We start from the raw sequence: 26,264 nt of genomic DNA on the forward strand, positions 1-26,264 counted from the left end.
GGGGGGTTCCTCTCGTCACACGTCATCCGGTCTCGTCTGTCGTCCTGGGGTTGCATTCACCCCCGAGGGCTCCGACGCGGCCGGCGCCGCAGGCACGATGCCGGCGGCGCCGACCACGCCTCGTCAGGTCACCCCGACGTCACCGTGCCGGCTCACGCGCCGGGGCGGGCGTCCTGGGCGGCGCGGGCCTCGAGCGTGGCTCGGGCTCCGACCTCGTGCAGCGAGTCGAGTGCCGCGACGTAGGCCGTCTTGAATCGTTCGTCGTCGACGAGGTCGCCGAAGAAGTCCGGGTTGCGCAGGAAGGCGAGCTTGTCGTCCTGCTGCGCGGCCGCGGCCGCCATGACGGCCTCCTTGGCGCGATCGTTGACGTCGATCGGGTCGCCCTGCTCGTCGGCGCCCTCGGCGTAGCGCGCCCATGACGCGATGACAAGGGCCGAGCGGTCGATCTCGCCGCCGTGCGCCAGGTTGTGCTTGACGACCGGCACGAGCCACTTGGGGATGCGGTCGCTGCTCTCCATGCACAGCCGGGCGAGCGTGTCGCGCACCTCGGGGTTGGCGAACCGCGCGATGAGCTCGTGACGGTAGGCGTCGAGGTCGACCCCGGGCACCTCCGGCAGCGTCGCCGAACCCTCCTTCTCCATGTAACCGAGCAGGAAGTCGACGAACAACGGGTCCCTGCACACCTCGTGCGCGTAGCGGTAACCGGCGAGGTAGCCGACGTAGCAGAGCGTCTGGTGGCCGCAGTTGAGCAGGCGCAGCTTCATCAACTCGTACGGTTCGACGTCGTCGACGATCTGGACCCCGGCATCCTCGAACGGCGGGCGCCCGTCGGTGAACTCGTCCTGCAGCACCCACTGGGCGAACGGTTCGCACACGACCGGCCAGCCGTCCGCGACACCGAACGTGTCGGCGAGCTCGGCGATGTCCTCCGGCGCGGTGACGGGCGTGATGCGGTCGACCATAGAGTTCGGGAACGCGACGTGATCGCGCATGTACTGCGCGATCGACGGGTCCTTCAGCTCGGCGTACGCCGTCATCATGCGCCGCGCGATCTCGCCGTTGCCCGGCAGGTTGTCGCAGCTCATGACGGTGAACGGCATGAGCCCCGCGTCTCGACGGCGTCGGATCGCCTCGACGATGAGCCCGAACGCCGTCTGCGGTGACGCCCCGTCGGCCAGGTCGTGCTGGATGCCCGGGTTGGATGCCTCGAACTCCCCCGTCACCTGGTTGACGAGGTAGCCGCCCTCGGTGATCGTCAGCGAGACGATCCTGACCTCGGGACTCGCCATGAGGTCGATGACCGCGTCGGGGTCGTCGGGCGCGAACAGCATCTTCTGGATCGAGCCGATGACGCGCGGCTCGCGGGTGCCGTCCGGGTGCTTGAGGACGAGGGTGTAGAGCCCGTCCTGCGCATTGAGGGTGTCGACGATGCGCTTGTCGTGCGGAAGCACCCCTACGCCCGTGATGGCCGAGTCGAGGGCCTCGCCGTCGTTCATGAGGCGATCGAGGTACATCGCCTCATGCGCGCGGTGGAAGCCGCCGACGCCGAAGTGGACGATGCCCGTCGTCAGCTTCGCGCGGTCGTAGGTGGGGCGCGCCACCTGTTCCGGCAGCTCGGCCAACGTGGATTGCAAAAGGCGGACGGCCATCAGCGGACAGCTCCCATCGACAGGCCCTGGACCAGCTTGTCCTGCGCGGCGAAACCGGCGGCGAGGACGGGCAGCGACACGACGATCGACGCGGCGCACACCTTGGCGAGGAATAGGCCCTGACTCGTCACGAAGCCCGTGAGGAACACGGGCGCGGTCTCCGCCACCGTACCGGTGAGCACGCGGGCGAACAGCATCTCGTTCCAGCTGAAGATGAAGCAGATGAGCGCGGCCGAGGCGATGCCGGGCATGACGACCGGCGCGATGACCTCACGCAGCGTGCGCACGAGACCGGCGCCGTCGACCTGGGCGGCCTCGAGCATCTCGGTCGGAACCTCGGCGAGGAAGCTGCGCAGCATCCAGATCGCGATCGGCAGGTTCATCGACGTGTACAGCAGGATGAGAAGCCAGATGTTGTCGAGCAGGTTGACCTTATGCGCGAACAGGTAGATCGGCAGCAGCGCTGCGACCACGGGCATGAACTTCGTCGACAAGAAGAAGAACAGCACGTCCGACCACTTCTTCACCGGACGGATCGACAGGGCGTACGCGGCAGGCAGGGCGAGCAGCAGGACGATGAGGGTCGAGACGACGCTCGCCGTCAGCGAGTTCGCCAGGGACGGCCACGGGTTCGAGTCGAAGAAGTTCTTGTAGCCCTCCGTCGAGAAGGGAGCGTCGAACTTGGGCGGGTTGGTGGCCGCGTCGTTCTCTGAGTGGAACGAGATCCACACCATCCACACGACGGGCAGGACGAACAGCAGGCCGATGATCCAGGCGAGGACGCCGAGCAGGGCGCCCGACCTCTTCTTCGGGTTCGGCGTGTCCGCGGACCCGGAGGACTTCGGCGTCGCGGCGGGTGCAGCGGCCGCGGAGGAGGGAGTGCTCATCAGTTCTCCTCCTTGAAGAGGCTGAGGACGGTGCGCAGAGCGGCCGTCGCGATGATGATCGTGCCGAGGACGACGATCACACCGGCTGCGGAGGCCTGACCGTAGTCGTGGGCCTGATAGAAGGTCTGGTAGATGAGGTACGGCAGGTTCGCCGTGCCGAGACCACCCGAGGTGATCGTGAAGACGGCGTCGAAGTTCTGCACGATGTAGATCGCGCCGAGCAGGGTGCTCAGCTCGATGTACGGGCGCAGGTGCGGCAGCGTCATGTGCTTGAAGATCTGCCAGTTCGACGCACCGTCGATTCGCGCGGCCTCGACGACGTCCATCGGGCGCGACTGCAGACCCGCGAGCAGGATGAGCATCATGAACGGCGTCCACTGCCAGATGAGCGAGGCCGCCACCGCGAGCAGCGGGTTGTTCGTGATCCAGTCCGGCTGCGGAGCATCGTCGCCGAGAACCATCTTGAGGAATCCGTTGAACAGGCCGTACTCGGGGTTGAACAGCGCGTGCTTCCACAGCAGCGCCGCGGCGACGGGCACGATGAGGAACGGCGTGATCATGAGGGTTCGGACGATGCCGCGGCCCTTGAACTTGCGATCGAGCAGCAGCGCGATGCCGAGCCCGAGCAGCAGGCTGATGATGACGACCATGACCGTGAGCAGGATTGTCACCCAGATCGCCTTGCGGGTGTTGACGTTCGTGAACACCGTGACGAAGTTGTCGAAGCCGGCGAATCCGACGTCATCGGGGTAATACGCGTTCCAGCGCATCATCGAGATGACGATGGTCGCGACGAACGGCAGCTGCGTCGCGATGATCATGAAGATCAGCGCCGGCAGCAGCGGCGCGCGGCGCGCCCAGGCTCCCGTCCTGGCCAGGGCTGTCTTGCCGCCCGGAGCCGGTTCGAGATCGTGGTTGTCGGGGTCGCGGTGCTCGAAGTCGTCCTCGCCCCCTCGTGCGAGCGCGTTGGTGCTCACGTCACTCACTTCCGTTCACGCTTGCGATAGTCCTCGGCCACGTCGCTCGCGAGCTCCTGGCCCGTCTCGAGCGCCGCGTCGACGCTCTGCTTGCCGGCGATGGCCGAACTGACCTCCTGGCTGACCTGGGTGCCCAGGGCCGGAAACTCGGGGATGTCGACGAACTGGATGCCGCCGGCGGGTCGGGGCTGGACGCCCGGGTTGTCGGGCTGAGCCGACTCGATGGCCTTCTTCGCGGGTTCGGCGAACGCCTTCGCGGAGGCGACGTACTCGGGGATCTCGTACGTCGAGGCGCGCTTGCCGGAGGGGACCGACGACCAGCCGATCTTCTCGCCGACGAGCTTCTCGTACTTCTTGCCCGAGGCCCACGAGACGAACTTCCAGGCGGCGTCCTTCTTCTCGGACTTCTGCTCGATCGCCCACGACCAGGCGTACAGCCAACCGGCGTTCTTCGTCTTGACGACGGGAGCCGGCGCGTAGCCCATCTTCCCGGCCACCGGCGAGCCCTTGGCCTCGAGGGAACCGGCGGCCGACGTCGCGTCGTACCACATCGCCGTCTTGCCCTGCTGGGTGTTGTTGAGGCACTCGGTGAAGCCCGCCTGCGGCGCTCCGGCCTCACCGTGCTTCCTGACGAGGTCGACGTAGAAGTTCGTCGCCTGCTCGAACTCGGGCGAGTCGACCTGCGCCTGCCAGTCCTTCGTGAACCAGGTGCCCCCGAAGGTGTTGACGACGGTCGTCAGCGGCGCGAACAGCTGACCCCATCCTGGCTGACCACGCAGGCAGATGCCGCGCATGCCCGGCTGGGCGCCGTCGACCTTGGCGGCGATGTCGGCGACCTGCGGCCACGTCGGGTTCGCGGGCATCGTGATGCCCTTCGACGCCAGGATGTCCTTGCGGTACATGAGGAAGCTCGACTCGCCGTAGAACGGCTCGCCGTAGATCTTCCCGTCGACGCTGAGCGCCTTGGTCATGGGAGCGAGGATGTCGTCCTGGTCGAACTCGGTGTCGGCCTTGACGTGGCTCGTGAGATCCGCGACCCAACCGGCCTTCGCGTAGATCGGGATCTCGAAGTTGCTCAACGTCGCGACGTCGTACTGACCGGCCTGGGCGCTGAACTCCTGGCTCGTCTTGTCACGCAGGTCGTCCTCCGGCAGCACCGTGAAGTTGACGTGGATCCCCGTCTCCTTCTCGAACTCCGGCGCGAGCTTCTGCAAGTCCATCATCTGCGGGTTGTTGACCATGAGGACGTTGATGCTGTCCTTGCCACCCGATGAGACCCCGCCACCCCAGCCCGCGCACGCGGTCGTAGAACCGCCCACCAGTGCTGTCGCGGCGAGGAGGGCGATGCCATTTCGTCGTCGTCCCACGAAACCTCCCATGTCGTCGTGCCTGGTGTGCAATGCTCGAACGAGCACCATGCTCACTTGAGCACTAGCAGGCACATATGAGTAAAGTGTGATTCGACACACAATGTCAACCCACGATTCACGCTACGAACGCCGGGAGTTCCCATGGTCGACGCGAGCGCACCGCAGCATCAGCGCCTCATGGTCCACGCAGCACGTCGCTACTACCTCGACGACGCCTCCAAGGTGGCCATCGCCGAAGAGCTCGACATCAGTCGGTTCAAGGTGGCGCGCCTGCTCGAGGAGGCCCGCGACCAGGGAATCGTCCGCATCGACGTCGTCGACCCCGGCGCCGGGTGCGAGCACCTCGAACGCCGCCTGCGCGACGCGTTCGGGCTCGCACACGCCGTCGTCGTCGACGTCGAGGAACTCGAGACGGACGCCGCGCAGGACGAGCTCGCCCGCCGCGGCGCCGACCTCATGCGGCGCCTCGCGCAGCCGACCGACGTCATCGGGCTGCCATGGAGCCGGATGGTCGCCAAGGCGGTGCGCCACTTCGACGGTCTGCCACCCGTGCCGATTGTCCAGCTCTCCGGGGCCCTCGACCTGCCGGCGTACGAATCCTCCCCCGTCGACGTCGTGCGTGACGCCGCCCGCCTCACCGGCGGAGAACCCCGCGTCTTCTACGCACCGCTCGTTGCCGACGACGCCGCTGCGGCCGCCGTCATCCGCGCTCAGGCGAGCGTCGCAGGCACCCTCGACGACGCCAAGCACTGCTCCCTCGCACTCGTCGGCGTCGGCGGGTGGAGCAGTGGCGAGAGCACCCTGTTCGACCTCGCGAGCGACGACGAGCGCGACGATCTCGCGCGCCTGCAGGTCGTCGGCGAGATCGCCGGCTCCCTGTTCGACGTGACGGGCGCGCCGGTGCACGCGGGCCTGACGGCACGTCTGGTCAGCATGCGCCCCGACGACCTGCGGCTCATCACCCACGTCGTGGCCCTGTCGCACGGTCGGGCGCGCGCCGCGGCCGTCGCGGCCGGCATCCGCGGGGGCTACCTCACCTCGATCGTCGTCGACACGCCCTTGGCGCAGCAGCTGCTCGCGCAGCACACCGAGGCGACGGACGACTGAGCCCCACGCGCCGCGAGGCGCACGGGAACGGTCGGGACCGGGCACCGCAAACTTCTACCCGCCAGTAACTACCTGCACTCACACCCTGCGCCCCGATGGGTCTAGGCTCTGCCTCGTGGCCAATCATTTTGATGTCGTCGTCCTCGGCGCCGGCCCGGGTGGGTACGTCGCGGCTATCCGCGCCTCCCAGCTCGGCCTGAGCGCCGCCGTTGTCGAGCAGAAGTACTGGGGAGGTGTCTGCCTCAATGTCGGGTGCATCCCCTCGAAAGCTCTGCTGAAGAACGCCGAACTCGCGCACGTGCTCACGCACGAGAAGGAGAAGTTCGGCATCGAGGGCGACGCCACGATGGCGTTCGGGCCCACGCACAAGCGTTCCCGTCAGGTCTCGTCGAACATCGTCAAGGGTGTTCACTACCTGATGAAGAAGAACAAGATCACGGAGATCAACGGTCACGGCACGCTCAAGGCCGACCACTCCATCGACGTGAAGGGTGAGGACGGCTCTACCCAGAGCGTCACCTACGACAACCTCATCATCGCGACGGGCGCCACCGTGCGCACGATGCCCGGGGTCGACCTCAGCAAGAACATCGTCTCCTACGAGGAGCAGATTCTCTCGGAGGAGCTGCCGGGCTCCATCATCATCGGCGGTTCGGGCGCCATCGGCGTCGAGTTCGCCTACGTCATGAAGAACTTCGGCGTCGACGTGACGATCGTCGAGTTCGCCGACCGCATGGTGCCGACCGAGGACGCGGACGTGTCCAAGGAGCTGCTCAAGCAGTACAAGAAGCTCGGCATCAAGGTCATGACCGGCACGAAGGTCGAGAAGGCCGAGGACACCGGCTCCGGCGTCAAGGTCACCGTCTCCCCCGCCAAGGGCGGCGACTCGCAGGTGCTCGAGGCCGACAAGATGCTGTCGGCGTTCGGCTTCAAGCCGCGCGTCGAGGGCTACGGCCTGGAGGATCTCGGCGTCAAGCTCACCGAGCGCGGCGCCATCGAGATCGACGGGCGCGGCCGCACCAACGTCGACAAGGTCTACGCCATCGGTGACGTGACGGCCAAGCTCATGCTCGCACACACCGCCGAGGCCATGGGCATCGTCGCCGCCGAGACCATCGCGGGCGTCGAGACGATGGAGATCAACTACGACATGATCCCGCGCGCGACGTACTGCCAGCCGCAGGTCGCCTCGTTCGGTTACTCCGAGGCTCAGGCCAAGGAGAAGGGCTACGACGTCAAGACGGCGACGTTCCCATTCTCCGCGAACGGCAAGGCACAGGGCCTCGGCGAGGCCGTGGGCTTCGTCAAAGTCATCGCAGACGCGAAGCACGACGAACTGCTCGGCGCCGCGATGATCGGCCCCGACGTCACCGAGATGCTCCCGGTGCTGACGCTCGCGCAGCAGTGGGATCTGACGGCCGACGAGGTCTCGCGCAACATCTTCGCCCACCCGACGCTGGGAGAGGCCGTGAAGGAAGCCGTGCACGGCATCGCCGGGCACATGATCAACCTCTGATCGCGCAGATCCACTGATCGCGGCTGTACCTCAGCGCGATCGATTCGAGACCGCCGGGTCCGGAGCTCATGCTCCGGACCCGGCGGTCTCGTTGCGTCACGTGGTCGAGCCGGCCGCCCGCGTCAACCGGGCGAGACCCCGGGGCGCCCTTGCGCGTGCCCGTCCGGCAAAGAATCGCCGCACGGGAGGTGAACTTCCGGTGAACAGATATCGGGCGCTCCCGCGAATTTCCCGCAGTGCCAACACCCGTTTGCGTACAGCGCACTCGGCGGCCACTGCGCGGTTGCACACTTGCCGTGTGGATTTCTCGTTCATTCTCCTCGTGCTCGTCATCGTCACGGCACTGGCGTTCGACTTCACCAACGGCTTCCACGACACCGGCAACGCGATGGCGACGTCCATCGCCACCGGTGCCCTCAAGCCCAAGGTGGCAGTCGCCCTGTCCGGCATCCTCAACCTGATCGGTGCCTTCCTGTCGGTCGAGGTCGCCCTCACCGTCACCAACGCAGTCATCAAGATCCAGGCCAAGGACGGCGCTCCGAAACCGGAGTTCCTCGCCGACCACGGCCAGGCCCTGCTGCTCATCGTGCTCGCCGGCCTCGTCGGTGGCATCGTGTGGAACCTGCTCACGTGGCTGCTCGGCATCCCGAGCAGTTCGAGCCACGCACTGTTCGGTGGTCTCATCGGTTCGGCCATCGCCGCGATCGGCATGGCGGGCGTCAAGTGGACGGGTGACGGTTCGAAGCTCGACGGTGTCGTCGGCAAGGTCATCATCCCCGCGTTCTTGTCGCCCTTCATCGCGGCGGTCGTCGCGGCGCTGGGCACGAAGCTCATCTACGCCATCACGAAGAAGGTCAGTCACGCCGAGTCCGAGCGTGGTTTCCGCTGGGGTCAGATCTGCAGCGCCTCGCTCGTCTCGCTCGCTCACGGCACCAACGACGCGCAGAAGACGATGGGTGTCATCACCCTCGCCCTCATCGGCTACGGCTCCTGGACCGACACGCACAGCGTCCCGCTGTGGGTGAAGTTCGCCTGTGCGCTCGCCATTGCGGCCGGCACCTACCTCGGCGGCTGGCGCATCATCCGCACGCTCGGCAAGGGCCTCGTCGAGATCGAGTCGCCGCAGGGCATGGCTGCCGAGTCGGCCAGCTCCGCCGTCATCCTCGTCTCGAGCCACCTCGGCTTCGCGCTGTCGACGACGCACGTCGCGACGGGTTCGATCCTCGGTACCGGCCTGGGCAAGAAGGGCGCGGAGGTCCGCTGGGGTGTCGCCGGACGCATGGTGCTCGCCTGGTTCATCACCCTGCCCGCCGCCGCGGTCGTCGGTGCGCTCATGTGGTACCTCGGTGACGTCATCGGTGGTGGCGCCGGCGGCATCGTCGTCTTCGCCATCCTGTGCGCGTTCGCGGCCTACATGTTCTACCACTCGCGCAAGACGCCGGTCGACCACACCAACGTCAACGAGGAGTGGGACCCGCAGGACCTCGCGGCGACGCACATCCCCGACGTCGTGGCCGAGTCCGACCGCAACACCGTCCACCCCGCGACCAAGGTTGGTTCCCGATGAACACTCTCTCCCTCGCGTTCGAGAGCGCCTGGAAGGTGCTTCTCGTCGCCATCGTCCTCGGTGCAGGCGTGCCTGCCCTGTTCGCCTTCGGCGTGCGTGGCTTCGCCGCCGGTGAAGGCGCTCTCACGACCGGCGAGAGCGCCAAGTCCTGGGGCAAGCCCGTCGGCCTGCTCTGCTTCACGCTCGTCGCCGTCGCGGTGGCGCTGGGCCTCGCCATCATCATCGCGTCGGGCTTCGGCTACAAGGTGTCGTTCGAGCACGTGTTCCCGACCTTCGCCGAGAAGAAGTGAGGCGATGAACCCAGCCCTCGAGCGCATCGTCAACTGGCTGCGCGTCAGCTACCCCACGGGGGTACCGGAGCGCGACTACCAGCCGTTGCTCGCGCTCATGCGGCGCCGGCTCTCTCCTGAGGAGATGCACGAACTGGGCAACCACCTCGTCGCCGACGGGCTCGTGCCCGCTGACCGGGTCGATGTGGGTGTCGGCATCACGAAGGTGACCCAGGAGCTGCCCAGCCCACAGGAGATGGACCGGGTGCTCGACCACCTGCACGAGTGCGGGTTCCCGCTGCACGACGAGTTCGACTGAGCACGACGTCAGACCGCACGCCAGGTGTCGACGCGCCGACGCATGACGCAGGGGGCCGGACGGTGAGATCTCACCGTCCGGCCCCTGGGTCATTTGCCCCCGGCTCTTCCGGGGTTTTCAGTGCCACCCGCGCCTCACGCCGCGACGAACTCGAAGGCGAGAGCTTCGATGCGGGCGCGAGTCTCACCGTCGGCGGCCAGCCGCTCGCCGACGCGTGTGGCGAGCGCGCGGACCTCGTCCTGGCTCAGCCCCGGTGCGAGTGTGAGACGTAGCCGCAGCACGCCCTCCCCCCCGTCGACGCATTCCTGGGCGAGCACGGCCTCCTCGACGCGCACAGCCTGCCCGATGGCGGAGCGCACGTGCGTGTCACGGTAGGCGGGCACCCAGGCCTGCTGCTGCGCGAGCGCCCAGACCATGCTCGCGCGCACGACGACGCGGTGCTCGCTGGCCATGTCGAGCAGCAGGACGTCGCATTCCTCTGAGATGGCCGCCTGCGCCGCGAACGCGGCCTTGACGGGTGACGGCCGGGCCGCCGGATCCCAGGCGGCGAGCGCTTCGAGGCTCGTGAAGACGGGCAGGCCCTTTGTACCGTCCGGCGCGGTCAGCGTCACGACAGCCATGTCGGTCGACTTCTCGACGGCGTGCTCCCCGCTCGTGTCGACCTCGGTGGGGGCGGCGACGATCGGCACGAGCAACCTGCTCTCGGCCAACGCTGCGACCCACGCCTCCTCGTCACCACTCGCCAGCGCCGCCATGAGAGCCGCATCGGCCTGGCCGCGGTCGTCGTCGAAACCGGTGCTCGTCACCTCGCGGCCGCTGAACGGGATGCCGGCCGTGTCGCTCGGCCCCGTGTCGCTCGACCCCGGGCCGCTCACTCGGGGCGCCCCGCGACGTCGAGGGCGTCGGCGAGCGTCATCGTGCCCTTGTAGAGGGCCGAGCCGATGATGGCGCCTTCGACCCCGCACGGCACGAGCTCGCGCAGCGCGCGCAGGTCGTCGAGCGTCGTCACGCCGCCGGAGGCGACGACGGGGCGGTCGGTGCGCTCGCACACCTGCTGCAGCAGCGCGGTGTTGGGGCCGGCGAGCATCCCGTCTTTCGCGACGTCGGTGACGACGTAGCGCGCGCAGCCCTCACGGTCGAGGCGGGCGAGGGTCTCCCACAGGTCGCCGCCCTCCTTCGTCCAGCCGCGGGCGGCGAGGGTGGTGCCGCGCACGTCGAGGCCAACGGCGATGCGGTCGCCGTGCTCGGCGATGGCGGCAGCGGTCCACTCGGGGTTCTCCAGGGCTGCGGTGCCGAGGTTGACGCGACGGCAGCCCGTGGCGAGCGCAGCCTCGAGTGACTCGGCGTCACGGATGCCGCCGCTCATCTCGACCTTGATGTCGAGCGTGCCGACGATCTTGGCGAGCAGGCCGCGGTTCTCGCCGCGTCCGAACGCGGCATCGAGGTCGACGAGGTGCAGCCACTCGGCGCCCGCTTCCTGCCACGCGAGTGCAGCGGCGACGGGGTCGCCGAACTGGCCGCCCGTCCCGGCGATGCCCTGGACGAGTTGGACGGCCTCACCTCCGGCGACGTCGACGGCCGGCAGCAGTTCGAGGCGGGGTTCGGTGGTCATGGTGCTCCTTCGAGCCGTCGGATCGGGGTGGCTGGGCATGGCATCAGAGGGTGTCGAGCCAGTTGGTCAGCAGCGCGGCGCCGGCGTCACCCGACTTCTCGGGGTGGAACTGGGTGGCGCTCAGCGCACCCTGCTCCATGGCCGCGGCGAAGGGGGCGCCGTGCGTCGCGAGCGTGACGCGGGCGCCCGAGTTGAGGTCGGCGACGGTCGCGGGGGCCGCGAACGAGTGGACGAAGTAGAACCGTTCGTCCTCGACACCGGCGAACAGTCGACTGCCGGGCGCCGGTTCGAGCTGCGACCAGCCCATGTGCGGTACGACCGGGGCGTCGAGACGCTCGACTCGACCATGCCACAGCCCCAGCCCGTCGACCGGTGACGGCGACGGCTCGCTCGAGCCGTCGAACATGACCTGCATGCCGACGCAGATACCGAGCACGGGGGCCTGACGTGTCAGTCGCTCTGCGATGAGCTCACGCCCGCCCGCGGCGACGAGCCCCGCGGCGCACGCGTGGAAGTTGCCGACGCCGGGCACGAACAGCCCGTCTGCGCGCGCCACGGACGTGGGATCGGCGGTGAGTTCGACGTCGGCGCCGATGCGTTCGAGCATGCGCACGGCGGAGTGGATGTTGCCGCTGCCGTAGTCGAGCACGACGACCTTCTTCATCGCTTGTCCTCCATCAGGGCGTGCCCTTCGATCTCTCGCCGTTCTTCGCGTTCCTCGCGGGTGTGCTTGTCGAAGCGTCGTACGGCCTTCGCATCAGGTTCGACGAGATCGGCCTCGATCGCCGCGCGCGGATGCAGCGCGAGCAGATGACCGGCGGGGATGCCGAGGGCGACCATGACGCCACGCAGCACCTCGATCGGCTCGGCGCCGCGCTGCGCGAGGACGCGTTCGAGCGTCTCGGGGTGCGATTTCTCCCCCACCGCGAGCAGATCCGCGAGGCTCGCCTGCGGCAGCGCCGCGCGCACGACCCCGAAACCGCGTCGCACGACGAACCAACGCGGCAGGGAGCGCCACCGTCGTGGCTGAACGAGGACGACGGCGTCGTCGCCGTGGACGAAGAACCCGGCGGCCGGGCGCATCATCTGCGGAACGGGGCGGGCGACGAGCACCGTCGCGGCGTCGTCAAAGGGCGCGGCCGCATGCCCAGGGCCCGCCGCGACGACGGCGCACCACGGCCCGTCGAGGTCGACGACGTACGCGGGTACGGTGCCCTGCTCGACCCAGCGGGCGACACGTTCGGCGTCCCCGCGTACGACGACGACGGCGTCGAGCGCGCCGGTGAAGTTCGACTGCCGACCTAGTCTCGGCATGACTCAGAGAGCACCCTTCGCGCTCGGGATTCCCTGCACGCGCGGGTCCTTCGCCATCGCGGCGCGCAGCGCGCGGGCGATCGCCTTGAACTGGGCCTCGACGATGTGGTGCGGGTCGCGCCCGGAGATGACGTTGACATGCAGCGCGATGCCCGCGTTGTAGCCGAGCGATTCGATGACGTGCTGCGTCAGGGAGCCGATGTAGTTGCCCCCGATGACCGCGTAGATCTGGCCGTCCGGTTCACCGGTGTGGACGACGTACGGGCGGCCCGCGACGTCGACGACCGCCTCGACGAGCGCCTCGTCGAGCGGCACCTTCGCGTCCCCGAAACGCGAGATGCCCGACTTGTCGCCGAGCGCTTCGCGCAGGGCCTGGCCGAGCACGATCGCGGTGTCCTCGACCGTGTGGTGAGCGTCCACGTCGAGGTCGCCGCTGGCGCGGATGCGCAGGTCGATGAGGCTGTGCTTGCTCAGCGAGTCGAGCATGTGGTCGTAGAAGCGCACCCCGGTGCGGATGTCGGACGTGCCCGTACCGTCGAGGTCGAGCCACAGCCTGATCGAGGCTTCCTTCGTCGTGCGCTCGATGAGCGCCGTCCGGTGGTCGGCGGGCACGTCGGGGATGACGAAGTCGGTCGCGTCGCTCATGCTTTCTCCTCCTGGAGGGCGTGCGTGGGGGCGAGGTCGGTGAGGGCCGCGATGACGGCGTCCGTCTCGGCGGGCGTGCCGGCCGTGATGCGCAGGTGGTGCGCGATGCCGACGTCGCGCACGAGGATGCCGCGATCGAGCAGGGCCTGCCACGTGGCGTGCGCGTCGGTGAGACCACCGATGAGGACGAAGTTCGCATCGCTCGGCGTCGGCGTAAGCCCTGCCACTCGCGCGGCCTCGACGATGCGGTCGCGCTGGGCCTTGATCGCATCGACCATGGCGAGCATCTCGTCGGCGTGGTCGAGGGCCGCCAGCGCGGTCGCCTGCGTCACCGACGACAGGTGGTAGGGCAGACGCACGAGACGCATCGCGTCGCAGATCTCGCGCGAGGCGGCCATATAACCGACGCGCGCGCCGGCGAAAGCGAACGCCTTGCTCATCGTGCGGCTGACGATCAGGCGCGGGTGATCGGCGAGCAGTTCGAGGGCGCTCGGCGTGCCCGGGCGCGCGAACTCGACGTACGCCTCGTCGACGATGACGACGGCGTTCGGCGCCGCGTCGTAGATGGCGCGCACGACGTCGTTGCTCACCGCGGTGCCCGTCGGGTTGTTCGGCGTGCAGACGAACACGACGTTCGGACGGTGCTCGCGCACCTGCTCGACTGCGAGGTCGACGTCGAGGTCGTGGACGCCCTCACGACGATCGCGCAGGCCGTCGACCCATGTCGTTCCCGCGCCGCGCGCGATGATCGGGTGCATCGAGTAGCTCGGCGTGAAGCCGAGCGCGACGCGGCCCGGGCCACCGAAGGCCTGCACGATGTGGCTGAGCACCTCGTTGCTGCCGTTGGCGGCCCACATCTGCTCGACGGGCAACCGGACGCCCGTCACGCGATCGAGGTAGTCGGCGAGGGCCGCACGCAGTTCGGTGAACTCGCGGTCCGGGTAGCGGTTCAGCCCGCCCGCGGCCTTCTCGACTCGCTCGACGATGCTGCGCACGACCGTCTCCGGCACGTCGTAGGACGACTCGTTCGTGTTGAGCGCGATGGGCACGTCGAGCTGCGGCGCGCCGTACGCGCTCTGGCCTCGCAGGTCTTCGCGCAGCAGCTGCGTGATCGTGGGTTCGCTCATGCGGGCGCGTTCTCCGTCCCGGCCTCTGCCTCGTCCCGACGCTCGAAGCGCGCCGTCACGGCCTCGCCGTGCGCCGGCAGGTCCTCCGCGTTCGCGAGCGTGACGACGACATCCGCGACCTCCGCGAGGGCGTCGCGCGAATAGTCGACGATGTGGACGCCCTTGAGGAACGACTGCACCGACAGCCCGCTCGAGTGGCAGGCGCACCCGCCGGTCGGCAGGACGTGGTTCGACCCGGCGGCGTAGTCGCCGAGGCTGACGGGCGAGTAGGTGCCGACGAAGATGGCACCCGCGTTGCGCACGCGCAGCGCGTCCTCGCGCGAGTTGGCGGTGTGGATCTCGAGGTGCTCGGCGCCGTAGGCGTCGACGACGCGCAGCCCGGCCGTGACGTCGTCGACGAGGACGATGGCCGACTGCGGACCGCCGAGGGCCGTGAGCACGCGCTCGCTGTGCTTCGTCGCGCGGGCGCGGCGCTCGAGGGCTGCCTCGACGTCGTCGGCGAGGCGCGTCGAGTCGGTGACGAGGACGGAGGCCGCGAGGTTGTCGTGCTCGGCCTGGCTGATGAGGTCGGCGGCGACGTGCTCGGCGTCCGCGGTGTCGTCGGCGAGGATGCCGATCTCCGTAGGGCCCGCCTCGGCGTCGATGCCGATGAGGCCCTTGAGCAGGCGCTTCGCGGCTGCGACGTAGATGTTGCCCGGGCCGGTGACGAGGTCGACGGGCTCGCACACGCTCGTGCCGTCCTTCTCCCGTGCGCCGTACGCGAACATCGCGACGGCCTGCGCGCCGCCGACGGCGTACACCTCGTCGACACCGAGCAGGGAACACGCGGCGAGGATCGTCGGGTGCGGGTAACCGGCGAACTCACCGGTGTTCTGCGCCTGCGGCGGGCTCGCGACGGCGACCGAGTCGACGCCCGCGACCTGCGCGGGCACGACGTTCATGACGACCGAGCTCGGGTAGACGGCGAGGCCGCCGGGCACGTAGAGCCCGACGCGCTCGACGGGGATCCAGCGTTCGGTGACGCTGCCGCCGTCGCTCACCTGCGTCGTGACGTCCTCGCGGGCCTGCGCGGCGTGGACGATGCGCACGCGGCGGATGGCTTCGACGAGCGCGTCCTTGATCGCGGGGTCGAGCTGCGCTTCGGCGGCGGCGAGCACCTCCGCGGGCACCCGCAGGTGCGTCGGACGCACCTTGTCGAATCGCTCCCCCAGCTCGCGCAGCGCGTCGGCCCCGTCATGGCGCACCTGCTCGCACAGCGGGCGCACGACGTCGAGGGCCGCCTCGATGTCGAACTGCGCACGCGGCAGCGCATCGCGCAGGCCGCGTGCATCGAGGGAGGTCAGGGCTGAACCACGAAGGTCACGACGCGAAATCACCGCTCCATTCTAGGCGGCGGCATCGAGCGCCTGCCCGCCCGTCTCAGCGTCGGAAGCTCGGTCCGGTGCTGTTGTGAGGATCCTCACCGTAGAACACGCGGTCGACGACGAGCCGGGCGCGCCGCGAGACCTTGCGGTACTCCTCGCCGAGCTGACGACCGTCACCGGCGGGCAGTCCGAGCAGCGTCGCGATGCCCTCCGCGTCGCGTAGATCGCTCGGCAGCGACTCGACGGGGCGGCCGCGCCACAGCACCGAGGCGTTGCGCACCCGGGAGGCGAAGGTCCACGCGTCGGCGAGCACCTCGGCGTCGTGGGCGTCCATGAGCTCGAGCTCGGCGAGCAGCCGCAGCGTCGAGATCGTGCCGGTCCGACGCAACTGTGGGTGGGCGTGGGCGTGCTGCAACTGGTGCAGTTGCACGCACCACTCGACGTCGGACAACCCGCCGCGCCCCAGCTTGAAGTGGGTGCGCGGATCGGCCCCGCGGGGAATGCGCTCGGCCTCCATCCGCGCCTTGAGCGTGCGGATGCGACGCACCGCGGCGTCACTGATGCCGCCCTCGGGCCAGCGCAGCGGATCGACGAGGTCGACGAAGGCGCGGCCCAGGTCGGCGTCGCCGGCGAGCGGGTAGGCGCGCAGCAACGCCTGGGCCTCCCAGCCCTCCGACCAGCGCTCGTAGTACGAGGCGTAGGAGTCGAGGGACCGCACCAGGGGGCCCTGCTTGCCCTCGGGACGCAGCGCGGCGTCGATCTCGAGCTTCGGGTCCGGCCCGGCGAGCCCCGCGAGGCGTCGCAACTCGGTGACGACGGCGAGCGCCTGGTCCTGCGCAGCACCGGCGTCGGCGCCGTCGCGCGGGCGGTGGACGTACATGACGTCGGCGTCGGAGCTGTAGCCGAGCTCGCGCCCACCGAAGCGTCCCATGCCGATGATCGTGACGTCGGTGAGGCGTGCGTCCGCGTCATCGCAGACGGCGCGCCATGCGAGGTCGAGCCCGGTCTGCAGCGTCGCGGCCATGACGTCGGTGAGGGCCTTCTCGACGCCCTCGAGGTCGAGTTCGCCGAGCACGTCGGCGATGGCGATGCGCGTCAGCTCGGTGCGGCGGACGGTGCGCGCCGCGAGCATCGCCTTGTCGACGTCGTCGTGGCGACCGGCGACGGACGTCATCGTCGCGCTGATCGCCTTCTCGTCACGCGGCACGCGCAGCGCAGGGTCGGCGAACAGCTTGACGCTCTCGGGCGCGCGTTCGAGCAGTTCCGAGACGTAGCGCGACTTCGACAGCACTTCGGCGAACAGTTCCGCGGTGCTGCCCTCGCGCAGTGTGTTGAGGTACCAGTGCGAGGTGCCGAGCTCGTCACTGATGCGGCGGTAGGCGAGCAGCCCGGCGTCGGGGGTCGGGCCGTCGGCGAGCCACTGCAGGATGACGGGCATGAGCGTGCGCTGGATCTGGGCGCGTCGCGACAGCCCCGACGTCAGCGCCTGCAGGTGGCGCAGCGCGCCGCTCGGGTCGGCGTAGCCGAGCGCGGCGAGACGATCACGGGCGCCCTCGTCCGACAGCTTCGCCTCGTCGTCGTCGAGACGCGCGACGGCCGACAGCAGGGGCCGATAGAACAGCTTCTCGTGCAGGCGGCGCACCGAGCGTGCGAGCTCCTGCCAGTGCGCGGCGACGGCCTCGTCGGGGTCGCTCATCAGCCCGACGCCGCGTCCGAGGCGGCGCAGGTCGGCGCTCGACGTCGGCATGAGGTGGGTGCGGCGCATCTTGCTCAGCTGGATGCGGTGCTCGAGCACTCGCAGCTGACGGTAGGAGCGGTCGAGCGCCGAGGCATCCGTGCGCCCGACGTAACCCCACGAACTGAGCGCCTCGAGGGCGTCGAGCGTCGAGCGGGCGCGCACCCGCTCGTCGGTGCGTCCGTGGACGAGCTGGAGCAGTTGCACGGAGAACTCGATGTCGCGCAGACCGCCCGGGCCGAGCTTGATCTGGCGTGCCTGCTCGCTGACGGGCACGTGCGACTCGACGCGACGGCGCATCGCCTGCGCGTCCTCGACGAAGTTCTCGCGCTTGCTCGCCTGCCACACCATCGGCCGCATCGCGGCGATGTAGGCCTCGCCGACCTCACGGTCGCCCGCGATGGGGCGCGCCTTGAGGAGCGCCTGGAACTCCCAGCCCTTCGCCCAGCGCTCGTAGTAGTTGCGGTGGCTCGCGACGGTGCGCACGAGGGGGCCCTGCTTGCCCTCGGGGCGTAGCGCAGCATCGACCTGCCACAGCGAACCCTCCCCCGTGCTCGCCGAGCACGCGCGCATCAGCTCGGTCGCGAGCTCCGTCGCGACGCGCAGGGCGACGTCCTCGTCGACCTCGTCCGCGGGCTCCGCGACGAAGATGACGTCGACGTCGGAGATGTAGTTGAGCTCGCGTCCGCCGGTCTTACCCATGCCGATGACGGCGAGTCGGGCCTGCTCGGCGCCCTCGACGCTCTGCGTCGCGATGTGCAGCCCCGCCTCGAGCGCGGCACCCGCGAGGTCGGCGAGTGACGCTGCCGTCGCGGGCAGGACATTGGCGGGGACGTCGGTGACGTCGAGCGCCGCGATCTGCACGAGCTGACGACGGTAGGCCACGCGCAGCGCGTCGTAGGCGCTGACGTCGTCGTCACGCCCGTCGATCTCGGCGATGAGCGCCTGAGCGAACGCCGCCTGGTCGCGACGCTCCGCGGCGACCACGTCGCGCCACTGCTCGGGCTTGGCGACGAGGTGATCACCGAGGGCGCTCGAGGCGCCGAGCACGCCGAACAAGCGCGCTCGTGCGAGCGGCTGCGTCAGCGCCTCCGTCAGCGCGCGCCGGCCGGGAGCATCGAGCGCCTCGCGCAACCGAACGAACGCGAGCAGCGCCTGGTCGGGGTCGGCGACCGCGCCCGTGACGTCGAGCAGGACGTCGGTCGGGACGAGGTCGGCGACCTCCTGGGCCAGCGAGCCGGCGCGTTCGGTGTCGGTGTAGCCCGCCTTGCGCCAGGCCGCGGAACTCTTGGTCTGCTGCGTACGACTCACAACCGGCGCAGATCCTGCTTGATCTCGAACTCGGTCACCTGGTCGCGGTAGGCGGCCCACTCGTTGTGCTTGTTGCGCAGCACGAAGTCGAAGACGTGCTCGCCGAGCACCTCGGCGACGAAATCGCTCTCCTCCATCGTGCGGATCGCCTCGTCGAGCGAGGCCGGCAACGGTCGGATGCCCATGGCGCGACGCTCGCGCTCGGTGAGCGTCCACACGTCGTCCTCGGCCTCGGGCGGCAGCTCCATGCCCTGCTCGATGCCCTTGAGGCCCGCGCCCAGCATGACGGCGTACGCCAGGTAGGGGTTGCACGCTGCGTCGAGGGTGCGCACCTCGATGCGCGTGCTCTGGCCCTTGTCGGGCTTGTACATGGGGATGCGGATCATCGCGCTGCGGTTGTTGTGCCCCCAGCAGATGTGCGCCGGCGCCTCGGAACCGCCCCAGATGCGCTTGTAGCTGTTGACGAACTGGTTCGTGATCGCCGTGAACTCCGGCGCGTGGTGCAGCAGGCCGGCGACGAACTGGCGGCCCGTGCGCGAGAGCTGATACGGCGAACCCGGCTCATGGAACGCGTTCGTGTCACCCTCGAACAGCGACAGGTGCGTGTGCATGCCGCTGCCGGGCTGGCCTGCCATCGGCTTCGGCATGAAGCTCGCGAAGATGCCCTGCTCGAGCGCGACCTCCTTGATGACGGCCTTGAACGTCTGGATGTTGTCGGCCATCGACAACGCGTCGGCGTAGCGCAGGTCGATCTCGTTCTGCCCAGGCCCGCCCTCGTGGTGACTGAACTCCACGGAGATGCCCATGTTCTCGAGCATCGTGATGGCGGCGCGCCGGAAGTCGTGGCCCGTGCCGTGCGGCACGTGGTCGAAGAACCCGGCCGAGTCGACCGGCACGGGACGGCCGTGGTCAAGGTCCTTCTCGAACAGGTAGAACTCGATCTCGGGATGGGTGTAGAAGGTGAACCCCAGGTCGGCGGCCTTCGTCAGCGAGCGGCGCAGCACGTCACGCGGGTCGGCGAGGCTCGGGGTGCCGTCGGGCAGCAGGATGTCGGCGAACATGCGCGCAGTGCCGGGGTTCTCGCCGCGCCACGGCAGCACCTGGAACGTCGAGGCGTCCGGGCGCAGCAGCATGTCGGCCTCGTAGACCCGCGCGAGACCGTCGATCGACGAACCGTCGAAGCCGATGCCCTCGGCGAACGCCCCCTCGAGTTCCGCCGGCGCCACGGCGACCGACTTGAGGGTTCCGAGCACGTCGGTGAACCACAGACGCACGAATCGAATGTCACGTTCCTCGATCGTGCGGAGCACGAACTCTTGCTGACGGTTCATGACGCCATCCTGCCTCACCGCGTCACCCGACGACGAGCGGCCCCGGGGATGATCCCCGGGGCCGCTCACATGTCGGACTCAGCCGCTCGCCGCAGCGCGTCAGCGGCGGAAAAGCACGTCGAGGTGCGCCTTGTCCTTGCTCACACCCCTGACGGTGACCTGGACGCCGCTGCCTGCCGTCAGCGTCGAACCCGTCGGGTTGGAGGCGTCGTAGTAGTTCGTCGCCTTCGTGTCGTCGAACGTCGACACGCCCTTGCTCTGCGGGAACGTCGTGGCATCACCGTTGCGGTGCAGCGTCAGCGACGGCATCGAGGACGAGCCGAACACCGCGTCCCAGGGCTGCAGCTTGTTCGACACGAGCGTGCCGTCCTTCCACTTCATCGCCTGCGCGTGCGAGTCGATGGGCAGCACCTGGCCGTGGCCGGGGTGCTCGGAGACGTTGTTGTTCGCGTACTCGTTGTCGACGTACCACATGAGAACACCGGGCTGGAAGGCGAAGTGCTCGACACGCTCGGCCTGCTGCTTGAGGTAACCGAAGTTGTACGGACCCGTCTCGAGGTAGCGGTCGTAGCCGTTGTACTGACGGTTCTCTGCGAGGTAGTAGTGCGTCTTCTTCTCGCTCGTCGTGCCCGATGAGAGGGTGAAGCCCTTCGCGACCCAGCCGTTCGTGCCCTTCTCGACGTCGTCCGACAGCAGTGTCGCGCCGTCGGCGACGATGCGGATGTCGTCGAGGAACGGGCCCGCCCCGTGGACGCCGCCGTCACTCGCGTAGCGGAAGCGGAAGTCGACCTTCTTGCCCGCGTAAGCGCTCAGGTCGTACGTGAGGTCGCTCCAGTTCTTCTTCTCACCGGAGACCTCCTTGCCCACCTGCGCCCAGGTGGCGCCACCGTCGGTGCTGACCTCGCCGTAGAAGAAGTCGTAGCCCTCCTCGGTGTCGTACCAGGCGGCCGTCGTCACGCTCGCGGACTTCTTGCCCGTGAGGTCGATCGAACGCGTCAACGTCGAGTTGAGGTTGTCGGCGCTGCCGCCCCACCACTCGTTGGCCCCCGACTGGGGCTTGTTGTACGTCGTCGTGATCGTCTTGTCTGGCAGGTTGATCAGGGCCGCCTGGCCGAGCGTCGCCGAGTCACGGTCGCTCGGACCGATCTGGACCTTCTTGCTCTTGCCGTAGCTCACCTTCGTGGCGTCGAGCCAGCCGAGCTGCAGCTTCTCCCACGGACCCATGTAGCCCGGGCGCGAACCGATGTCGGTCTTGCCGTCGCCGAGCCACGAACCGGCGCTCATGAGCGACCAGTACGAGACGTCGTTCTGAGCCTTGTTCGTCGTGTCGTACAGGTCCGGCAGGCCGAGGTCGTGACCGAACTCGTGCGTGAAGACACCGAGACCACCGTTCTCCGGCTCGGTCGTGTAGTCACCGATCCACAGGCCCGTGTCGCCGAGCGGCACACCACCGAGCTTGTTCTGCGACGGGCCGGCCTTGCCCGCGAGGTTCTGGTACGCGTACCAGCGATGGCTCCAGATGGCGTCATCTCCCTGGGCACCACCGCCGGCCTCTTCGCCCTCGCCGGCGTGGATGGCCTGGAAGTGGTCGATGTAGCCGTCGGGCTCGTCGAAGTTGCCGTCGCCGTCGAAGTCGTAACGGTCCCACTTGTCGAAGCCCTGCAGGTACGCCTTGATCTGGGCGTCGCTCTTGCCCGCTGCCTTCTGCGCGTTGACCCACGCCGTGGCGCTGTCGGCGATGAAGGACCAGGAGCCCTCGGCCTCGCTCGTTCCGTCACCCGAGACGGGGTTGTGGCCGTAGCGCGCCTCGTTGAAGGGCACCTTGACCCAGTCGCTCACGTCGCCCTCGACGTCGAAGCGGCCGTTCGACTGCTTGGAGTAGAAGTCCTTGAACGACTCCGAACCGCCGAACATCATGTCGAAGTAGTGCTGACGGTTGAAGTCGGCCTTCCAGATGGTGCTGTTGTTGTCGGTCGCGCCGCCGTCCATCTTGCGGTCGGGCTGGGCGATCTTGTTGTGCAGCGGGCCGGGCGTGCCACCGGTGGCGGGCTTCGTCTGGTCGCCGAACTCGACGAGGAAGCTCAGGATGTTCGCCTTCTGGTTGACGTCGTACTGGACGTAACGCGGCTTCGTCTTGCCCTTCTTGTCCTTGCCCTTGACCTCGATGACGCGCTTGCCGTTGACCTTCTTCGTGGCGGCCTTGCCCGTGACGAGAGCGCTGACGGCGGCGTCGCGCAGGTCGGCCTTCTTCTCCGCGAGCGGGTTCGGACGGTCGTCGGACTTGCCGACGCGGGTCTGGCCCTCGTCTGCGGGCGGGGCGTTGTTGGCGGAGGCGACCGGGGCTGCGATGAGACCGAAGGCCGTCACCGTGCCGACGAGAGCCGCGGCCATCCGCGGCGTGTTCGAACGACGATGTGTCATGAGTACTCCAGGAGCAGAAGGGCGCCCACGTCCAGCACGTGAACACTGGGAACATACCCAGCCTTCACTCAGCAAATGGTGATGCGGTTCACAACGTTTGCATAACGAAAAGTGCTACGGCGCGCCGCTTCGTCGTCGCGGGGCAGGTCAACGCGCGGCGGCCGCTGACTACGCTGGGGCCATGACCGAAGAGGCCGCCCCGTACCGCACCGCCGAACGCAAGCGCATCCGCACCGTCACGCTGCAGCAGTTGAAGGAGCGCGGTGAGCGTTTCTCGATGCTCACCTCCTACGACATGTACACGGCCGAGATCTTCGACGAGGCCGGCATCGAGACGCTCCTCGTCGGCGACTCGGCGGGCAACAACGTGCTCGGTTACGACACGACTCTGCCCGTCACCCTCGACGAACTCATTCCCCTCGTGCGTGCCGTCAGCGGTGCTGCGCAGCACGCCCTCGTCGTCGCGGATCTGCCGTTCGGCAGCTACCAGGAATCGCCGCAGCAGGCGTTCGCGAGCGCCGCGCGACTCATGAAAGAGGGACGCGCGCACGCCGTCAAGCTCGAGGGCGGGGCGCACATGGCGCCCACCGTCGAGCATCTCGTGCGCGGCGGCATCCCCGTCATCGCGCACATCGGGTTCACGCCGCAGAGTGAGCACACGCTCGGCGGGTACCGAGTCCAGGGCCGTGGCGACGACGCCGAGCGGATGGTGGCCGAGGCGCGGGCGCTGCAGGACGCGGGGGCTTTCTGCGTGCTCATGGAGATGGTGCCGGCGCCCGTCGCGCAGCAGGTGACGGACGCGCTGCGCGTGCCGACGATCGGCATCGGCGCCGGCGCCGGATGCGACGGTCAGGTGCTGGTGTGGACCGACTTCGCCGGCCTACGTGACGGCCGCTATCCGCGCTTCGCCAAGAAGTTCGCCGACGTGCGCAGCGTGCTGCTCGACGCGGCGCGCACCTACCGCGAAGACGTCGCCTCCGGCACGTTCCCGGCGCCCGAGCACAGCTTCGAGAGCTGACGCCCGCGCTCGTCGTTCGCGCGGGACGCGAGAGGATCGGGTATGTCAGCGCTGGTGTGAGGGTGCTGAGTCGGCGGCGTCAGGTTCGGGCCGGGCGGCACCCCATCCGGCGCGCATGAGCTTGGCGGGCCAGTAGGCGAGCATCGCGGCGGCGAGGACGCCGAAGATCGCGTTCACGACGACGGCGGCGCTCAGGCCGGCCAGCGCCGTCATGCCGGACAGGGCGAGCGGCCCGATCGTCGAACCGGTGTCACTGAGCTGGCGCCACAGGCCGAGGAACGGCGCGCGTCCGACGTCGGGCGAGAAGTCGGCGCCGAGCGTCATCACCATGCCAGAGCGGATGCCGTTGCCGAACCCGAGCGCGCAGCTCGCGGCGAGCACCGCGGCGAAGGTGTGGGCGAACGGCAGCGCGACGAGGGCTGCGGCCATGATGAGCATCGACGGTACGGCGACGGCGGCGCGCCCCCGCACGTCCATGACCTTGCCGGCCGGGTAGAACACGAGCATGTCGATGCCGCCCGCGATCCCGTAGATGGCGCTCGTCGACTGCTCGTCGAGGCCGATGTGCGTGCACCACAGCGGGATGACGACCTGCCGTGTCGCGCGCACGGCCGACACGAGCAGGACGCCGAGCCCGACCGTCAGCAGTACGCGCGCGAACGAGCGTGCGACGGTGCGGGTGGAGACCCGTTCGACGGGCCCGGTTCCGGCCCGCTCGACATCCTCCATGAGCAGCGCGCACCACGTCGCGAGCGCGAGGAAGACGATGGCGAGGACGAAGACGGAACGCCCGCCGAACACTCCGATGAGGGCGGCGCCGACGAGGGGGCCGACGAACATGCCGATGCGACCCACGCCGCCGAGCAGCGACAACGCGCGCGCCCGGTGCGTGGGCGGCACGGCCTCCGTCAGGTACTTCTGGCGCGCGAGCATGTAGACCGACGACGCCATGCCGATGATGACGACACCGAGCATGAGCGCGACGAGGCTCGGCGCGAGGCACAGCAGGCATCCCGCGGCCGTGACGACGCCCGCGAGCACGAGCGCGCGACGTTCGCCGAGGCGCTGCGTGATGAGTGAGGCGGGGATGTTCGACACGAGCGAGCCGAGCCCGATGAGCATCGCGACGAAAGCCGCGAGCGCCACCGACGCGCCGCGCGCCACGGCCGTCGAGGGGATGACGGGCAGGATGGCGCCCTCAGCGGCACCGAACAGCAGCGTCGGGCCATAGGCGGGGATCGCGAGCCGCCGCAGATCGAACCCGAGCTCGCTCACCTGTGCTCCCCTTCTTCGCACCCGTCGTTGCATTGCGATGCTATGCGTCGATGGCGTGGGGCGCGTCAGCGTCTCACGTGGGGTTCATGGGCGGCCCTACCCGGCAGGCAACGGTGACATTCCTGGCCAGATGCGCGTCGGATCAGCCGCATCACGCCGCGCCAGATCATGACGACGGGCCGCATCCCTCGTGGGATGCGGCCCGTCGCGCGCGGATGGGTGCGTCAGTCGTCGCCGTTGAAACGGCGGTCCTCGGCGTCCCACTCCTCGCTGCGCTTGTGCGCGGATTCGATGGCGTCGCGCGCCGCGGCCTCGGTGGCGTAGGGGCCGAGCATGTCGCTCTTGGCGTTGGTCTCCTCCCCCTGCTCCACGGCACCGGTGTTGACGTTGTACCAGTAGGCCATGACGGCTCACCTCCTCGCGCCTGCGGGCGCGTCTTGTGCGGGCGCCGAGCCCTGTCGGACCCGGCCTCTAGACTCAACCCTATGACGACGACGCGCTCCACGACCACGTCCGGCCGCACGATCACCGCGGGCACGATCAGCCCGCGCCGCAGCGTGCCTCAGAAGATCGCCCGCCCCGAGTACGTCGGGCGCGACGAGGCGCGCGAGGGCTTCGAGTCGTACGTCAAGGACGCGGAGACGATCGAACGCCTGCGCGTCGCCGGGCGCATCGCCGCGGGCGCGATGGAGGAGGCGGGCAAGGCCGTCGCCCCCGGTGTCACGACCGACGAGCTCGACCGCATCGCCCACGAGTACATGCTCGACCACGGCGCCTACCCCTCGACGCTCGACTACCTCGGCTTCCCGAAGTCGCTGTGCACGAGCGTCAACGAGGTCATCTGCCACGGCATCCCCGACTCGACGGTGCTCGAGGACGGCGACATCGTGAAGCTCGACGTCACGGCCTACAAGGACGGCGTGCACGGCGACAACTGCGCGACATACCTGTGCGGCGACGTCGACGACGAATCGCGCCTGCTCGTCGAACGCACGAAGGAGGCGATGATGCGCGGCATCCGCGCCGCGAAGCCGGGGCGGCAGGTCAACATCATCGGCCGTGTCATCGAGCAGTACGCGAAGCGGTTCGGCTACGGCGTCGTGCGTGACTACACGGGCCACGGCATCGGCACCGAGTTCCACAACGGCCTCATCATCCCGCATTACGACGCGGCGCCCCACTACGACGACGTCATCGAGGTGGGCATGGTCTTCACGGTCGAGCCCATGCTCAACCTGGGTTCGGGCGAGTCGGCCCCGACATGGGACGACGGCTGGACGGTCGTGACGGCCGACGGCTCGCGTTCGGCGCAGTTCGAGAACACCCTCGTCATCACCGAGACGGGCCCGCAGATCCTCACCAGCCTCGACTGACGTTCCTGCAGGCCCAGCGCCTGCGCACGAGGGCTGACGGGCCGCGCGGTTAGGCTGTCGACGAGTTCGTCGCCGCA

The 26,264-nt window shown here is 68.9% G+C and carries 23 protein-coding genes; 7 read left to right on the forward strand and 16 right to left on the reverse strand.

The annotated features are described in order from the left end of the window. Window positions 1–152: 152 nt before the first annotated feature. The 4 genes from ABH936_RS12735 to ABH936_RS12750 all read right to left on the reverse strand — a co-directional run bounded on the left by ABH936_RS12735 (window position 153) and on the right by ABH936_RS12750 (window position 4,892). Entirely contained in the window at window positions 153–1,649 is a 1,497-nt protein-coding gene (locus ABH936_RS12735) for a mannitol dehydrogenase family protein (RefSeq protein ID WP_404603423.1), read from the reverse strand. Then, complete coding sequence (locus ABH936_RS12740; protein ID WP_404603424.1) at window positions 1,649–2,536, reverse strand: carbohydrate ABC transporter permease; 888 nt, start codon at window positions 2,534–2,536, stop codon at window positions 1,649–1,651. The genes ABH936_RS12735 and ABH936_RS12740 overlap by 1 nt, the downstream gene beginning before the upstream one ends. Next, entirely contained in the window at window positions 2,536–3,414 is an 879-nt protein-coding gene (locus ABH936_RS12745) for a carbohydrate ABC transporter permease (protein ID WP_404603455.1), read from the reverse strand. Before ABH936_RS12745 ends, ABH936_RS12740 begins: the two co-directional genes overlap by 1 nt. Window positions 3,415–3,518: 104 nt before the next feature. Beyond that, window positions 3,519–4,892 carry an ABC transporter substrate-binding protein gene (locus ABH936_RS12750; RefSeq protein WP_404603426.1) on the reverse strand — a complete coding sequence of 458 codons (1,374 nt, stop codon included), beginning with the start codon at window positions 4,890–4,892 and terminating at the stop codon, window positions 3,519–3,521. A 132-nt stretch (window positions 4,893–5,024) separates the two neighbouring features. On the opposite strand from ABH936_RS12750, the gene ABH936_RS12755 reads away from it, so the two are divergent. From ABH936_RS12755 to ABH936_RS12775, 5 genes are all read left to right on the forward strand, one after another. Then, window positions 5,025–5,990: a sugar-binding transcriptional regulator gene (locus ABH936_RS12755; RefSeq protein WP_051805940.1), complete on the forward strand. Its 966-nt coding sequence runs from the start codon at window positions 5,025–5,027 to the stop codon at window positions 5,988–5,990. A 115-nt stretch (window positions 5,991–6,105) separates the two neighbouring features. Beyond that, a complete protein-coding gene (gene lpdA, locus ABH936_RS12760; protein ID WP_038568578.1) occupies window positions 6,106–7,506 on the forward strand; it encodes a dihydrolipoyl dehydrogenase in 1,401 nt (466 codons plus the stop codon). Window positions 7,507–7,804: 298 nt separating this feature from the next. Further along, complete coding sequence (locus ABH936_RS12765; RefSeq protein WP_038568580.1) at window positions 7,805–9,073, forward strand: inorganic phosphate transporter; 1,269 nt, start codon at window positions 7,805–7,807, stop codon at window positions 9,071–9,073. Beyond that, the gene (locus ABH936_RS12770) at window positions 9,070–9,363 is read left to right on the forward strand and encodes a hypothetical protein (RefSeq protein WP_404603427.1); all 294 of its coding nucleotides are present in this window, start codon (window positions 9,070–9,072) and stop codon (window positions 9,361–9,363) included. Before ABH936_RS12765 ends, ABH936_RS12770 begins: the two co-directional genes overlap by 4 nt. A 4-nt stretch (window positions 9,364–9,367) precedes the next feature. Continuing rightward, window positions 9,368–9,661: a DUF3349 domain-containing protein gene (locus ABH936_RS12775; protein WP_038568583.1), complete on the forward strand. Its 294-nt coding sequence runs from the start codon at window positions 9,368–9,370 to the stop codon at window positions 9,659–9,661. Window positions 9,662–9,795: 134 nt separating this feature from the next. Here ABH936_RS12775 and ABH936_RS12780 read toward each other — a convergent pair whose 3' ends face one another. From ABH936_RS12780 to ABH936_RS12825, 10 genes are all read right to left on the reverse strand, one after another. Then, entirely contained in the window at window positions 9,796–10,536 is a 741-nt protein-coding gene (locus tag ABH936_RS12780) for an SseB family protein (RefSeq protein ID WP_038568585.1), read from the reverse strand. Continuing rightward, window positions 10,533–11,273 carry a bifunctional 1-(5-phosphoribosyl)-5-((5-phosphoribosylamino)methylideneamino)imidazole-4-carboxamide isomerase/phosphoribosylanthranilate isomerase PriA gene (gene priA, locus ABH936_RS12785; protein WP_038568587.1) on the reverse strand — a complete coding sequence of 247 codons (741 nt, stop codon included), beginning with the start codon at window positions 11,271–11,273 and terminating at the stop codon, window positions 10,533–10,535. The genes ABH936_RS12780 and priA overlap by 4 nt, the downstream gene beginning before the upstream one ends. Window positions 11,274–11,316: 43 nt before the next feature. Further along, window positions 11,317–11,937: an imidazole glycerol phosphate synthase subunit HisH gene (hisH, locus tag ABH936_RS12790; protein WP_038568589.1), complete on the reverse strand. Its 621-nt coding sequence runs from the start codon at window positions 11,935–11,937 to the stop codon at window positions 11,317–11,319. Next, a complete protein-coding gene (locus tag ABH936_RS12795; protein ID WP_051805941.1) occupies window positions 11,934–12,587 on the reverse strand; it encodes a hypothetical protein in 654 nt (217 codons plus the stop codon). The genes hisH and ABH936_RS12795 overlap by 4 nt, the downstream gene beginning before the upstream one ends. 3 nt (window positions 12,588–12,590) lie before the next feature. Then, window positions 12,591–13,232, reverse strand: coding sequence for an imidazoleglycerol-phosphate dehydratase HisB (gene hisB / locus ABH936_RS12800; RefSeq protein ID WP_051805944.1), 642 nt, complete (start codon window positions 13,230–13,232; stop codon window positions 12,591–12,593). Next, complete coding sequence (locus ABH936_RS12805; RefSeq protein WP_038568590.1) at window positions 13,229–14,359, reverse strand: histidinol-phosphate transaminase; 1,131 nt, start codon at window positions 14,357–14,359, stop codon at window positions 13,229–13,231. The genes hisB and ABH936_RS12805 overlap by 4 nt, the downstream gene beginning before the upstream one ends. Beyond that, entirely contained in the window at window positions 14,356–15,735 is a 1,380-nt protein-coding gene (gene hisD / locus ABH936_RS12810; protein ID WP_038568593.1) for a histidinol dehydrogenase, read from the reverse strand. Before hisD ends, ABH936_RS12805 begins: the two co-directional genes overlap by 4 nt. A 43-nt stretch (window positions 15,736–15,778) precedes the next feature. Next, window positions 15,779–18,769: a bifunctional [glutamine synthetase] adenylyltransferase/[glutamine synthetase]-adenylyl-L-tyrosine phosphorylase gene (locus ABH936_RS12815; protein ID WP_404603428.1), complete on the reverse strand. Its 2,991-nt coding sequence runs from the start codon at window positions 18,767–18,769 to the stop codon at window positions 15,779–15,781. Next, on the reverse strand, window positions 18,766–20,100 hold the full coding sequence (gene glnA / locus ABH936_RS12820) for a type I glutamate--ammonia ligase (protein ID WP_074040717.1): 1,335 nt from the start codon (window positions 20,098–20,100) through the stop codon (window positions 18,766–18,768). Before glnA ends, ABH936_RS12815 begins: the two co-directional genes overlap by 4 nt. Window positions 20,101–20,199: 99 nt before the next feature. After that, window positions 20,200–22,491: an immune inhibitor A domain-containing protein gene (locus ABH936_RS12825; RefSeq protein WP_404603429.1), complete on the reverse strand. Its 2,292-nt coding sequence runs from the start codon at window positions 22,489–22,491 to the stop codon at window positions 20,200–20,202. 211 nt (window positions 22,492–22,702) lie between these two features. On the opposite strand from ABH936_RS12825, the gene panB reads away from it, so the two are divergent. Continuing rightward, window positions 22,703–23,539 carry a 3-methyl-2-oxobutanoate hydroxymethyltransferase gene (gene panB, locus ABH936_RS12830; RefSeq protein ID WP_239303704.1) on the forward strand — a complete coding sequence of 279 codons (837 nt, stop codon included), beginning with the start codon at window positions 22,703–22,705 and terminating at the stop codon, window positions 23,537–23,539. A gap of 45 nt (window positions 23,540–23,584) precedes the next feature. Here the strand turns inward: panB and ABH936_RS12835 are convergent, their stop codons facing one another. Further along, window positions 23,585–24,847 carry an MFS transporter gene (locus tag ABH936_RS12835; protein ID WP_404603430.1) on the reverse strand — a complete coding sequence of 421 codons (1,263 nt, stop codon included), beginning with the start codon at window positions 24,845–24,847 and terminating at the stop codon, window positions 23,585–23,587. Between the two features lie 191 nt (window positions 24,848–25,038). Further along, the gene (locus ABH936_RS12840; protein ID WP_239303708.1) at window positions 25,039–25,218 is read right to left on the reverse strand and encodes a methionine aminopeptidase; all 180 of its coding nucleotides are present in this window, start codon (window positions 25,216–25,218) and stop codon (window positions 25,039–25,041) included. A gap of 81 nt (window positions 25,219–25,299) precedes the next feature. On the opposite strand from ABH936_RS12840, the gene map reads away from it, so the two are divergent. Continuing rightward, window positions 25,300–26,187, forward strand: coding sequence for a type I methionyl aminopeptidase (map, locus tag ABH936_RS12845; RefSeq protein WP_239303710.1), 888 nt, complete (start codon window positions 25,300–25,302; stop codon window positions 26,185–26,187). The last annotated feature ends 77 nt before the right edge of the window (window positions 26,188–26,264 follow it).

It is taken from the genome of Dermacoccus sp. GAS27A (genome assembly GCF_044909235.1).
In the GTDB taxonomy this organism is placed as follows: domain Bacteria; phylum Actinomycetota; class Actinomycetes; order Actinomycetales; family Dermatophilaceae; genus Dermacoccus; species Dermacoccus nishinomiyaensis.

Excerpts from the sequence above, each read along its gene's own strand:
- panB (WP_239303704.1), top strand. The coding sequence starts at position 22,703 with ATGACCGAAGAGGCCGCCCCGTACCGCACCGCCGAACGCAAGCGCATC.
- ABH936_RS12735 (WP_404603423.1), bottom strand. The coding sequence starts at position 1,649 with ATGGCCGTCCGCCTTTTGCAATCCACGTTGGCCGAGCTGCCGGAACAG.
- ABH936_RS12795 (WP_051805941.1), bottom strand. The coding sequence starts at position 12,587 with ATGCCGAGACTAGGTCGGCAGTCGAACTTCACCGGCGCGCTCGACGCC.
- ABH936_RS12750 (WP_404603426.1), bottom strand. The coding sequence starts at position 4,892 with ATGGGAGGTTTCGTGGGACGACGACGAAATGGCATCGCCCTCCTCGCC.
- ABH936_RS12770 (WP_404603427.1), top strand. The coding sequence starts at position 9,070 with ATGAACACTCTCTCCCTCGCGTTCGAGAGCGCCTGGAAGGTGCTTCTC.
- ABH936_RS12805 (WP_038568590.1), bottom strand. The coding sequence starts at position 14,359 with ATGAGCGAACCCACGATCACGCAGCTGCTGCGCGAAGACCTGCGAGGC.
- map (WP_239303710.1), top strand. The coding sequence starts at position 25,300 with ATGACGACGACGCGCTCCACGACCACGTCCGGCCGCACGATCACCGCG.
- hisH (WP_038568589.1), bottom strand. The coding sequence starts at position 11,937 with ATGAAGAAGGTCGTCGTGCTCGACTACGGCAGCGGCAACATCCACTCC.
- ABH936_RS12840 (WP_239303708.1), bottom strand. The coding sequence starts at position 25,218 with ATGGCCTACTGGTACAACGTCAACACCGGTGCCGTGGAGCAGGGGGAG.
- ABH936_RS12775 (WP_038568583.1), top strand. The coding sequence starts at position 9,368 with ATGAACCCAGCCCTCGAGCGCATCGTCAACTGGCTGCGCGTCAGCTAC.
- ABH936_RS12825 (WP_404603429.1), bottom strand. The coding sequence starts at position 22,491 with ATGGCCGCGGCTCTCGTCGGCACGGTGACGGCCTTCGGTCTCATCGCA.
- priA (WP_038568587.1), bottom strand. The coding sequence starts at position 11,273 with ATGACCACCGAACCCCGCCTCGAACTGCTGCCGGCCGTCGACGTCGCC.
- ABH936_RS12740 (WP_404603424.1), bottom strand. The coding sequence starts at position 2,536 with ATGAGCACTCCCTCCTCCGCGGCCGCTGCACCCGCCGCGACGCCGAAG.
- ABH936_RS12755 (WP_051805940.1), top strand. The coding sequence starts at position 5,025 with ATGGTCGACGCGAGCGCACCGCAGCATCAGCGCCTCATGGTCCACGCA.
- hisB (WP_051805944.1), bottom strand. The coding sequence starts at position 13,232 with ATGAGCGACGCGACCGACTTCGTCATCCCCGACGTGCCCGCCGACCAC.
- glnA (WP_074040717.1), bottom strand. The coding sequence starts at position 20,100 with ATGAACCGTCAGCAAGAGTTCGTGCTCCGCACGATCGAGGAACGTGAC.
- ABH936_RS12835 (WP_404603430.1), bottom strand. The coding sequence starts at position 24,847 with ATGCAACGACGGGTGCGAAGAAGGGGAGCACAGGTGAGCGAGCTCGGG.